Origin of the sequence: Maribacter algae, from assembly GCF_047345745.1 — a bacterium.
Taxonomy (GTDB): Bacteria; Bacteroidota; Bacteroidia; order Flavobacteriales; family Flavobacteriaceae; genus Maribacter.
Window position 1 is genome coordinate 479,306 of sequence record NZ_JBLFES010000002.1, and the last position, 12,264, is coordinate 491,569.

Below are 12,264 nucleotides of genomic sequence, written 5' to 3' on the forward strand. Positions count from 1 at the left end.
GTCTTATAAAATTACAAAAAACCATCAGTAAAACTTATGATAAATGTCAGTTATATTATGAAGGGGATTATTAAATGATATATAAAAGATTTTATAACGAAGGTCTTTCTTGATTTTTGGTCAATGGAGTAGACTTTCTTCAAATCTAATCCTACATTTTCTTTTAAAGCGCAATTGAAACTTGATGTGCTATACACAAAGAATGTAACAAAAGTATCAACAACCTGTTCTTTTACTATTTCATTTCTGTAAAATAATTCGCACTTTTTTAGACGTATTTTTTTTATGTTTTATTTAACATGTTAAAAATGTTCAGTTTAATCATCTGATATATAGGAATTTAAAAAAGTAAAAAATGAGTTTCAATAAATCACTTCCATCATTCCCGTAAGTAAAACAAAGTATACCAGTCTCATTCTGTAATTCACTTTTAGGCCTTTTGAATTACAAAAAACAATAATTATAATCTAAATCTAATAGAAATGAAAAAATTGAATTTATTATTTGTAGCAGTGATGTCACTGGGAGTATTTTTAACAAGTTGCGACCCCGAAGATGGTATAGACGGGGTTGATGGTGTTGATGGTGTGGACGGAGTAGATGGTCAAGATGGTGCCGATGGTCAAGATGGTCGGGATGGCGTAGACGCAATGATGGTAGATGCCGCAGGCTTATTATTGGCTAGTATTGAAGCTGATGGGGGAGTTCCCTATAATGCAGAGAATCCTGCGCTTACATTTACAGCCGAACAGAATGTTTTTATACCTAGTGTATTGGGCATTGATTTTCGTACCGATAGAAGCGTAGTACCAGCGGGTCCTACAGCTAGATTTCCTATGTTTCAAGGTTGGGAAACATTGCCTTCTGGAGAAAATAGAGAGGCACACTACGTAATAACCGAAGCCTCCGATAGAGGTCTTGCAAGGTTATTGGGAATTATTTATTCGCCAAGAATGGCGGAGGCAATAGGATCCGGTGGAGAGCAAGAATCACAGTGGACCGATGATGGTAGACTTGTTTTTGAAGGATCTGTAGATTTTTCACCTAAAAGATCTTTAACCGCTGGTGGTGCAGATGGTCAATTATTCGGATTTCCTCCAGCAGAAGTTAACCCAGGCGCAATAGCGGATGACAATTGGTCTTCTTATGTAGTATTACCAGGTACGGATGTTGTAATCAATGCACAATTGGTTGCCAACAGTACAGGTATTCATGACAGGATTCCTAATCCAAATGGGAACAGTCAAGCTGAGGAAGATGATCAAAACAATCCAAATCTGGATAGAAGCCAGGCATCTGTTGTAATGCAACTTTTGGACGGATGGCACGATGATGCCCCTTACTATTTCCATATTGTAACCGATACCTCTGATCCAGGTCCTGCTACAATAGAATTAGGGGTTTTTGCTCCAAAATTGGCAAACTTGCCAACGTTTGGCCTTTTCCCAGGAGGTTCTATGTTACCTTTTAGCCCAACGGCAAACGGAGTATTACCAGGAGCTAATAACCCTGATGGATTCCAAGGATTGAATACGGCTTCTTTGAGTGAGCGCCAAGTAAACGATCCTACGAATACTTTTCCAATTGATCCAAGGGATCCAGCATATTCACCAATGTGGGACGCTCATATTACCGAATTTACGGTCCCAGCTGAAGAACGTGTGATTTTGAAAAGTTTTGATCAAATCAATGATCTTCTTGCAGATGGTACTTTGATTCCTTTTAGAGGAAATGCAAATCCAAGCCCTTTATCAAACTCTTTATCGGATTTGTTAACGGCAACGGGCGCAATTATCAATTGTCCAGTAATCACTCAACCGGATGCAAGTGTAATCGGTACCCAAATAGGATCACCACGTAATTAATATTTTTTAAGTTATAAATAAAAGCCCGGTCGCAATGCGACCGGGCTTTCTTTTTTGTGTTTCTCAAGGTATAGGCTTAACTATTCGTCTTTTGGTGAACGCTCTTATATTTCAACAACGCATGTTCACTGCTTCTGTAAAGCTTTTGTTTCTTTTCCCAAATTTATATTTTTATATACATTTCGTATTTGTTCAAGCTCCTTTTCAAGTTGATCTATCATACGTAAAATTGCTGGGTGGGTGACCTTATTTTGGGATTGGGATGCTTCCAGTAAATACAAAAGTCTCCTATTTTTAGTATGACAGTCTTCCAGAGATTGCAAAAGGTCCCTTATTTCGTCAATAGCATATCTTTTACTCAAAAGACTAAATTTCAAGAAGATATTTTTATTCAATTTTTTGATTTTCTTTTGACGTTTTATCGTTTTTATTGCCAAATCTGTATTGGAAATCAATTGCACCGCTGTATCGGATTTCACTTGCTTAGGTCTTGTCACACCGTCCATATTACTTTTTTTTCAAATATCGAACAATGGTCATATTTGGCTTAATCCAAAAAAATAGAATACGAATGTTATCCATAGTTTATTATCTAGTTAAAGGTTAAAACCCTGCAATTTCATTGCAGCTACTTTTAGTTCCTATGAACTTTTAAGAGTATCTGTCATTTTGAACGCAGTGAGAAATCCCATGATGAATCCATACCATGGGATTCATCGTCGCCGTGCCCTGTCGGAACGACTCTCGCTCAAAAAGAATGAAATTCTTTTTCGTTTTCAGGGACTAAACCTTCTTATGGATTAAGGAAATTTCAATTCGGTCTTGAAAAAATACAATTGGGTAAAACGTTTTGGTAAACTTTTTAAAAAGGGGAGAGTTTTGTGATGTACAATCAAATAACGAACCCATGAAACGCATTACATTATTTATTTTCTTATTGATTTCCTCTTTTACATTTAGCCAAACCATAATTTCGGGCATCGTAACAGATACCAAAAACAATCCAATAGAAGGTGCCAACGTTTACTTGGAAGGTACTTATGATGGGGCCTCTACCGATGAAAAAGGAATTTTTAGTTTTGAAACCCTAGAAACCGGAACACAAAACCTAATTGTTTCTATGGTATCCTTTGAAACCTATATGCAAGCAGGGGATATTTCTTATTTAAAAGATGTAAAAATCAATTTACGGGAAGCTATCAACCAATTGAACGGAGTAACCTTGACGGCGGGTACTTTTGAGGCTGGTGACAATTCCAAGGTATCGGTTTTAAAACCTTTGGATATTGTTACTACGGCAGGAGCAGCCGGCGATTTTGTTGGGGCCTTACAAACACTTCCCGGCACTTCTAATGTGAGTGAAGATGGCAGACTCTTCGTTAGGGGTGGCCAAGCCGGGGAAACCCAAGTATTTATTGACGGACTCCGCGTTTTTCAACCTTTCAATGCCACTGCTAACAATATTCCTACGAGAGGACGGTTTTCCCCTTTTCTTTTTAAGGGAATTACCTTTAGCACAGGTGGATATTCAGCAGAATACGGACAGGCGCTCTCCAGTGTACTTTTACTGAATACCGTAGATGTACCGGACCAAGAGAAAACGGACATTTCGGTATTGTCCGTTGGGGCAGGCCTTGGACGTACCGAAATCTGGGGCAACAAATCCCTTAGCGTCAATGCACAGTATATAAATTTGGCACCCTATCAATGGTTAGTCCCAAATGAACAAGGCGCACGTTGGAACAAACCTTATGAATCCATTTCTGGCGAAGCGGTTTTTAGGAGTAAGACCGATAAAAGCATTTTTAAGTTCTATACTGGGTTTAACCAGGCAAATTTGGATTTGGACCAAGAGGATATCAATTTTGAGGATTTCGTCAATTTTAGATTGAAGAACAGTAACCTTTACGCAAATGCTTCATACAAATATTTTTTTGACAAGGAATGGACGATGACTGCCGGAGCCAGTCTTTCTTCCGATAAAAATGATATTGGTTTTGAAGCCAACAATATCAATGCAGATGAAACCGCTGGACATGTAAAAGTCAAAGTAAAGAAAAATTTCAGCAACCGTTTTCAATTGAATTTCGGAGCGGAACACTTTATTACGGATTATGAGGATAATTTAACAGCTTCAGATGGTGCTGCTTTTGATTCCGGTTATAAGGATAATCTTAGCGCAGGTTTTGCAGAAGCGGATATTTTCTTTAGTAACAAATTGGCAATGAAGCTTGGGGTACGGGGCGAATACTCCAGTTTTTTGGCTGATGCCAATGTTGCCCCAAGGATATCGTTGGCGTACAAGAGTAGTGAAAACGGACAGCTTTCTTTAGCTTACGGGGATTTTTATCAAAACCCGTTAAACGAGTCCCTAAGGTTTGATCGCAGTCTGGATTTTGAAAAGACCTCACATTATATATTGAATTATCAATACCTCTCCAACGGAAAAACCTTTAGGGCAGAGGCGTATTACAAGGATTACGATAGGCTCGTAAAATTCAATACGGAGATGCCGCAATTCAATTCGGAGTTCAACAATCTTGGAAAAGGGTATGCTACAGGTATAGATGTATTTTGGAGAGATAACAAGAGTATTAAAAACTTGGATTATTGGGCTTCCTATTCTTACTTGAGTACCAAACGTGATTTTCGAAATTTTAGGGAAAGTGCAACGCCTAATTTTGCTCCGGCGCACGGACTATCTCTTGTAACGAAATATTGGGTAGAGGATTGGCGTTCGCAAATAGGGCTTTCGTACAACTTTAGTTCTGGGAGGCCTTACGACAATCCAAACACACCGGAATTTTTAGCGGAAAAGACCAAGGCTTTTAACAGCATCAATATGAATTGGGCCTATTTAATTTCACAACAAAAAATATTGTTCTTCTCCGTTAGTAATGTTACGGGATTTAAAAATGTCAATGGTTATCAATACGCTAATACACCTAATATGAATGGTATCTTTGACAGACGCGCTATAAGGCCCACGGCCGATGCTTTCTTTGTGGTGGGTTTCTTTTGGACCATTAGTGATGATAAAAGTAGTAATCAGTTGGACAATTTGTAGCGATCTGATTCAATCCGAATAATTCCCCAGTGGCTTTTCCTTGGTCCTCTCTTTCGTAAGGTAAGATTTTGGAAATTACCTCCCTTTTGGGGAGGTCGGAATTGACTTTTTGCAATTCCGGGTGGGAAAAATATAAAATTTAGGTTTTGGCCCAGAGGTAATATGAAACTAGTAAAACCTTCCGGCCGTAGGCGGGTACCCTTGTGGCTTTCCTCGTTAAGAAATTTTATATTATCTTTTTTCTAAATGCATTCACCATTATTTTATTAAAGTCAATCCCTTATTAGGAAATAGCGGACTTTTATATTTCAAAAAGAGATATAAAATGACACAGGTAAAAGCATACGCGGCCAAAAGTGAAAAAGCGGATTTAAAACCTTTTGAAATTGAAAGAAGGGAAACCCAGGAAAATGATGTCAAAGTAGATATTCTATACTGCGGAGTATGTCATTCCGATTTACACCAAGTGCATAATGATTGGGACAATTCACAATATCCTGTGGTACCGGGTCATGAAATAATCGGTAAGGTTTTAGAGGTGGGTTCCAATGTTCAAAACTTTAAAAAAGATGACTTGGTGGGTGTGGGCTGTTTGGTAGATTCTTGCCAAGAGTGTGGTGCATGTAAGGATGATTTGGAACAGTTTTGTGATAAAGGAGCTACTTGGACCTATAACAGTAAGGACAAGCATCTAGGCGGTCATACTTTTGGCGGTTATTCCGAAAAAATTGTGGTTGATAAAGAATTTGTTTTAAGAATTCCCGATAACTTGGATGCCGCTGCGGTGGCACCTTTATTGTGTGCAGGAATTACCACATGGTCACCATTGGCCAATTGGGGCGTAAAAGAGGGAGATAAAGTGGGTGTAATAGGTTTGGGCGGTTTGGGACATATGGGAATCAAGTTTGCCCATGCATTAGGTGCCCATACCGTTATGGTGACTACTTCCCCTGATAAAAGCAAGGATGCCAAAAGCTTAGGGGCAGATGAGGTTTTAATTTCCAAGGATGAGGAACAAATGAAGAAGCATACGGGGTCTTTTGATTTTTTATTGAATACCATTCCTGTGGGCCATGATATGAATCCGTACCTAACGCTATTAAAACGTGATGCTACCATGGTTTTAGTGGGAGCCATAGAACCTTTGGACCCTTTGCACGGAGGTAGTTTGATCATGGGAAGAAAGCGTGTTGCCGGTTCTTTGATCGGTGGTATCAAAGAGACCCAAGAGATGTTGGACTTTTGTGGTGAACACGATGTGGTTTCGGAAGTGGAAATGATAGACGTTCAAAATATTAACGAAGCGTATGATCGTTTGCAGAAGTCCGATGTAAAATATCGTTTTGTTATCGATATGAAATCCTTGAAAGAATCTTAAAGGTAAGTTCGGACACTTCCTATTTATAGTGCACGGAATTATTGGAGGATAGTGCTTCTTTTGTTATTTTCGGAACAGTTCTTGTATTATATTTTATTCACCATTAATTATACAAGAAATGAGCAGAATACTTCCTTTCCTTGGGCTGCTTTTTATCTTTTCCTGTAGCCCGCAAGAACTTGTAGAGCACAATAAAGAGCTGTCCGATCTTGATGTTTCAGAGAATCGGGATACATTACATACAGTGCCTTCGAATACTATCGAAAATCGAGATAAGGCCTCTATACTCGCTTATTTTGATAGTTTAATTGATAGTCGGCAACTACTTGTTGGTCAGCATTGTGGTGACGGCCCGGATGCGACCAAAACCTACTATGACGATTATATAAACGAACTAGCGGATGTTACAGGCAGAAAGGTGGGGATAATCGGTGCGGATTTTGGTTTCTTCCCAAGTACCGATTACCCTGTACAGACTTTGATAGACCATTGGAACAACGGTGGTTTGGTCACGGTGAGTTGGCATGCGGACAATCCATTCAAAGAAGGGTATGACGTTTATTGGAATTCGGTTGAAAATAAAGAGGAAATAAAACTCACTGCACTTCTTAGCGATGCAGAGAAGACAAAAGCATGGATGAATTATAGAGCGGAACTGGATAAAGTGGCCGGTGCTTTACAAAAACTTAAAGAGGCTGGAGTAACCGTAATTTGGAGACCTTTTCATGAAATGAACGGCGATTTCTTTTGGTGGGGCATCAATACATATAACAATGAACAAACCAATACGACCGACTATAAAGCACTTTGGACAGACCTTTACAATACACTGCGGTATAGTTATGGTTTGGATAATTTGTTATGGACCTATTCCGTGATACCGCAACAGAATTGGAATGCCGATGTAAGTGCCTTTTATCCTGGGTCCGATTACGTGGATTTGGTAGGAATGGATTATTATGGAGAAACTCCTAGTTTCCCCAATTATCAGAAACTAAAATCTTTGGGAAAGATCATTGTAATGAGTGAGTCCGGCCCTTCGGATAAAAGTTACGGCAATTGGGACATGATGAAAGTGGCCGATGTCCTCGAAGGAAAAGCAGCTTATTTTTTGCAATGGCATAGCTGGAGTGGAGCCAAAGTAGCTATAAAGGATAATAAGAATACGATAGAGATGATGAACAGTGATGCGGTTATCACTTTGGACGAACTGCACATTCCGGAAAATCTACAATAAGAATTGCTTTAGTCCTTATTTTACATTACGCTTTAATTTTTTATTGGCACTATAAGAAATGCCCAATAGGATAATGACTAAAAATATGTTGAGGCTAATGGCGATATAAAACATTTATATTTCCTTTTGTTTTCTGTCCTATATACGAAGGGAAAGAAATTTGGATTTACCGTTCATCGAAAAAATGAAAGATTTCCGATTATTAAAATGTTCCGATGAGGTGTTATGCAGTAAAACTTATTGAATTAGGAAAGAACTTTGCTTGGAATAAGTTCCTCTATTATCTTACCATCACTTTTATAGACGTAATACGATTTATGTGCCGCATCAAGAGAAACCGACCGATGCACTTTTTCATTGATAAAATGAATGGCCGAACGGTCGTCACAAGCATACCCATCCGTGAGTTTACCCTTTAAGATATTGGTGTGGTATAAGGGTCTTCTTGATTTTTCGGAATTGTAATGTAGACAATGGCTCTTATCTATAAATTTCATTCCTTCAACTATACTTAATTCCGCGGGTCTGGAATCCGTTGTGCCGCCATTGAACCAACAAAGAGAGCCTGCGCTACCACCACCCATGACCACACCATTTTCGTAAGCTTTTTTCAGTGCTACATCTATTCCTTGTGCCTTCCAGATGGCCAACATGTTCAATGTGTTGCCACCGCCGACGACAATGGCATCCATCTTATTGATGATTTCTGTAAATGTCTCTTTTTGGTCGTACGAATTTATCCAGACCTTAAGAACATGCGGTTTTAAATCAATTTTTGTACATACTTCATGGAAACGTGCAATATATTCCTCATCATCTCCACTGGCAGTTGGAATAAAACAGATATTCGGTGTTTTCTTTCCGGTTAACTCGGCCATATAGTTTATGAAGGGAACAGTATGTCTTCCACTTCCATATATCAATAATTGTCTTTGAATCATAGCATAAAATTTATCGATTCAAATTAGAGTTAAAAACAAAATAGGAGAAATACATTTTAAAAAGACGTATAGATTATTCGCTTTGGTTGCGTGAGCTATTATTATTGCTATTACGGTTCCTATTGTTTTTATTTCTATGATTTGAATTCCTAGAGCGATTTCTATTGCTATTTTGATTGGGGTTACGCGGTCTTTGAGGCTGTTTGGGAGATTCTTTCTGTTGATTGGGATCCTCCTCATCCATAAATTGATGCTCGGGCATTCTGGGAACTTGTTGTTTTATCAATTTCTCAATATCCCGCAAATATGGTCTTTCTTCCTTATCACAGAACGAAAGTGCAATGCCACTGGCACTGGCACGGCCTGTTCGGCCAATACGGTGTACGTATGTCTCCGGTACGTTGGGCAGATCATAATTGATGACCAATGCCAATTCTTCCACATCAATTCCTCGCGCGGCAATATCCGTAGCTACCAATACTTTTAAGTTTCCTTCTTTAAAACTTCCCAAAGCTTTTTGTCTGGCCGCTTGGGATTTGTTGCCATGAATAGCTGCTGCCTTAATATCGGCCTGACTCAATTTTTTTACAATTTTATTCGCTCCGTGTTTGGTCCTCGAAAAAACAAGAACGGAATCCTTTCTTCTATTTTCTATGATATGTACCAATAACTTGGGCTTATTTTTTTTGCTTACAAAATGAACTCCTTGTTCCACTTTTTCTGCGGTAGCTTGTTGTGGTTTGATGGTTACTTGATCAAAATCGCCCAAAATGGTTCGGGATAAATCTACAATAGCCTTTGGCATGGTAGCCGAAAAGAAAAGTGATTGTCTTTTTTGGGGAAGCTTGGCTATGATTTTTTTGATATCGTGAATGAAGCCCATATCCAACATCTGATCGGCCTCGTCCAAAACGGCAAATTCAATATCTTGAAGTGTAATATAGCCTTGGTTCATTAAATCCAATAATCGTCCTGGCGTGGCAATCAAAATATCAACCCCGCTTTTGAGCACGTTTACCTGTTTACCTTGTTTGACCCCTCCAAAAATCACGGTGTTCCGTAAGCCGGTATGTTTACCATAAGCGGTAAAACTTTCTCCTATTTGGATGGCCAACTCGCGCGTAGGCGTAACGACTAAAGCCTTTATTTTCCTTTTGTTTTGTCGTAGGCTTATCCCCTCGTACAGATGGTGCAATATGGGGATACCGAAAGCGGCTGTTTTTCCAGTTCCGGTTTGCGCAACGCCCAAAAGGTCTTTTTTCTTTAAAAGAATGGGTATGGCCTGTTCTTGTATTGGGGTTGGATGGGTATAGCCTGCTGCTGCTAAAGCTTTTAAAATGGGTTCGGCAAGGCCGAGTTCTTTAAATGTCATGATTTTATATAAGGCGCGAAGATACAGTTATTTGGTGGTTTGCGACTTGAGTACCATTCTAAATATCAAATGAATAGGACCCTTAACACAAAAAATTCTATCCATAGGGTTTAATAGAGTCGTGCTGATGGAATTTATATCAATCCCTAAACGGTTACAATTGGGTGCGTAAATTCAACAACTCGGTCTTTCTTATTTCATTCTAAAGTACAATAGCGAGAAGTTTGATCTTATAAATCAAACATTAAAAATTATCACAATGAAAAACACGATCACTATTTTATTATTTATCGCGAGCTTATCGTTGAACGCGCAGGACCAATATACCAAAGGAATGCAGAAGGCATTTCAATTTTGGGGAGAAGGAAAAGCTATTGAAGCCTCCAATTTATTCGAACGTATCAGCAACGCGGAAATGGACAATTGGCTGCCTTTTTACTATGTGGCACAGATAAATACGATCAGTGCCTTTGGGGAGAAAGACGAAAAAAAATTGAAAGAGCTATTGGGGAAAGCACAAGAATTTATAGACTTGGCCAAAGCCATTTCCCCAAATAATCCTGAAATATTGGTACAACAAGCTATGATACACACTGCATGGATCGCTTTTGACGGTGCAACATATGGAATGACGCTCTCGGGAAAAGTAGCGGCACTGTATGCCCAAGCACTACAATTAGCTCCCGATAACCCTAGAGTGGTTTTTTCTAAAGCAGAATGGGACATGGGCAGTGCACGATATTTTGGACAGGATGTAACGCCTTATTGCAAAGACGTGGCAAAGTCGTTGGAACTTTTTGCTAACTTTAAAGCGGAAAGTCCGTTTCACCCAAATTGGGGTGCGGATAGGGCGGAGGCCGTGTCAAAACAATGTGCTAAATGATAAAAAATCGATTTTTAAAAGAATTGCTTAGGGCTTTCCTGATCAGTAATTTAATTTTTTTAGGGTTTGTCGGATATTATTATTTTTCCGACAAATCCTTTTTTGGCCTCTTTTTGGAAGATATAGGTAGGGAATATGTGCAGAGCATGATATTCTCCATGATCTTATATAGCGTAAACATGTTTTGGTTCTTGTACTTGCTCAAAAAGTATGATAACTATATATATACGGTAAAGCGTATGGCCATCGGCATTTCCGGTAATATTATACTATCCTGTATCGGGGTGTTTTTTGCTAGGTTGTTTATTATCATGGGGTTTTATGGCAGGTCTTTTCAAGAAATTTTAGCTTCCCAAAAATTGGAGAACTATATACAGCCTATTTTGATATCCCTTGGGATTTCTTTGATATTCTATTTGGTCTGGTACTATAGGTACCGCCAAGAAAGAAAGGTCAAGGAGCAGAAAATTATTGCGGGGACGGCCTCGGCCAAATTCGATGCCTTAAAAAATCAGTTAGATCCCCATTTTCTATTCAACAGTTTGAATGTTTTGACCAGTCTTATCGAGGAAGACCCCTATCAGGCACAAAAATTCACGACTTCGCTTTCCAAAGTATATCGTTACGTATTGGAGCAAAAGAACAAGGATTTGGTGTCTGTAGATGAGGAGCTTCAATTTGCTAAAACCTATGTAAGACTTTTAAAGATGCGTTTTGAGGACAGTATTGTACTGGATATTCCGGAAAGAAGTACAAATCCCGAGGCCAAAATCGTCCCTTTATCGCTCCAATTATTACTGGAAAATGCTGTGAAGCACAATGTAGTCAATTCTGTTAAACCACTTCATATTCGTATTTACGAGGAGGATGGTGCATTGTGCGTAACCAACAATCTTCAGGAAAAACAGGTAGTAAAGAAAAGTAGTGGAGTTGGACTCCAAAATATAAAGCAGCGGTATGGACTATTGAGCAATAGAACCATGGAAATAATCAAAACTAACAGTGATTTTACCGTAGAGTTACCTATGCTCACCCAACAAGTTTCCGTAGTGGAAACACAGGAAGAATTTATAGACGATAAGCGTTACCAAAAAGCAAAGGAAAAAGTTGAAGCCGTGAAAGGATTCTATGGTAATTTAATCGCATACTGTATCGTTATTCCCTGTTTGGCACTTTTGAACTATAAAACAACAAGTTTTCCTTGGGTCATATTTCCGTTACTAGGCTGGGGTTTTGGGCTCTTTTCCCATGGTATGGAAGCTTTTGGATATAACCCATTATGGGGCAAAAACTGGGAGGAAAAGAAGATTCGGGAATTAATGGAGAAGGAGGATTTTTAGATTTCAGTAAACAGTAAACAGTAAACAGTAAACAGTAAACAGTAAACAGTAAACAGTTGTCGGTATTGAGTATTTAGTACTAAGTAAGTAGTGATAAGTTTGTTTGTGTTTATGGTTTTTGAATAATTTCTTACCCTTGACCCTTGACCCTTGACCCTTGACCCTTGACCCTTGACCCTTG

General features: G+C 38.9%; 9 protein-coding genes. 6 read left to right on the top strand and 3 right to left on the bottom strand.

Annotated elements, in window-relative coordinates; translation table 11 throughout:
- The first annotated feature begins 482 nt into the window (after positions 1-482).
- A complete protein-coding gene (locus ACKWBX_RS09170; protein WP_413968374.1) occupies positions 483-1,865 on the top strand; it encodes a hypothetical protein in 1,383 nt (460 codons plus the stop codon).
- A 125-nt stretch (positions 1,866-1,990) separates the two neighbouring features.
- On the opposite strand, the gene ACKWBX_RS09175 is transcribed toward ACKWBX_RS09170, so the two are convergent.
- Positions 1,991-2,371, bottom strand: coding sequence for a hypothetical protein (locus ACKWBX_RS09175; protein WP_413968375.1), 381 nt, complete (start codon positions 2,369-2,371; stop codon positions 1,991-1,993).
- Between the two features lie 401 nt (positions 2,372-2,772).
- Here ACKWBX_RS09175 and ACKWBX_RS09180 point away from each other — a divergent pair, with 401 nt between their 5' ends.
- The 3 genes from ACKWBX_RS09180 to ACKWBX_RS09190 all read left to right on the top strand — a co-directional run bounded on the left by ACKWBX_RS09180 (position 2,773) and on the right by ACKWBX_RS09190 (position 7,547).
- Positions 2,773-4,932, top strand: a complete 2,160-nt coding sequence (locus ACKWBX_RS09180; protein ID WP_413968376.1) for a TonB-dependent receptor — start codon at positions 2,773-2,775, stop codon at positions 4,930-4,932.
- Between the two features lie 325 nt (positions 4,933-5,257).
- Positions 5,258-6,310: an NAD(P)-dependent alcohol dehydrogenase gene (locus ACKWBX_RS09185; protein ID WP_413968377.1), complete on the top strand. Its 1,053-nt coding sequence runs from the start codon at positions 5,258-5,260 to the stop codon at positions 6,308-6,310.
- A 118-nt stretch (positions 6,311-6,428) separates the two neighbouring features.
- Complete coding sequence (locus ACKWBX_RS09190) at positions 6,429-7,547, top strand: glycosyl hydrolase (protein ID WP_413968378.1); 1,119 nt, start codon at positions 6,429-6,431, stop codon at positions 7,545-7,547.
- Between the two features lie 245 nt (positions 7,548-7,792).
- Here the strand turns inward: ACKWBX_RS09190 and ACKWBX_RS09195 are convergent, their stop codons facing one another.
- Positions 7,793-8,488, bottom strand: coding sequence for a Type 1 glutamine amidotransferase-like domain-containing protein (locus tag ACKWBX_RS09195; RefSeq protein ID WP_413968379.1), 696 nt, complete (start codon positions 8,486-8,488; stop codon positions 7,793-7,795).
- Positions 8,489-8,561: 73 nt separating this feature from the next.
- Complete coding sequence (locus tag ACKWBX_RS09200; protein ID WP_413968380.1) at positions 8,562-9,860, bottom strand: DEAD/DEAH box helicase; 1,299 nt, start codon at positions 9,858-9,860, stop codon at positions 8,562-8,564.
- 259 nt (positions 9,861-10,119) lie between these two features.
- Here ACKWBX_RS09200 and ACKWBX_RS09205 point away from each other — a divergent pair, with 259 nt between their 5' ends.
- Positions 10,120-10,743, top strand: coding sequence for a hypothetical protein (locus ACKWBX_RS09205; RefSeq protein WP_413968381.1), 624 nt, complete (start codon positions 10,120-10,122; stop codon positions 10,741-10,743).
- Positions 10,740-12,083, top strand: coding sequence for a 2TM domain-containing protein (locus ACKWBX_RS09210; protein WP_413968382.1), 1,344 nt, complete (start codon positions 10,740-10,742; stop codon positions 12,081-12,083). The genes ACKWBX_RS09205 and ACKWBX_RS09210 overlap by 4 nt, the downstream gene beginning before the upstream one ends.
- The last annotated feature ends 181 nt before the right edge of the window (positions 12,084-12,264 follow it).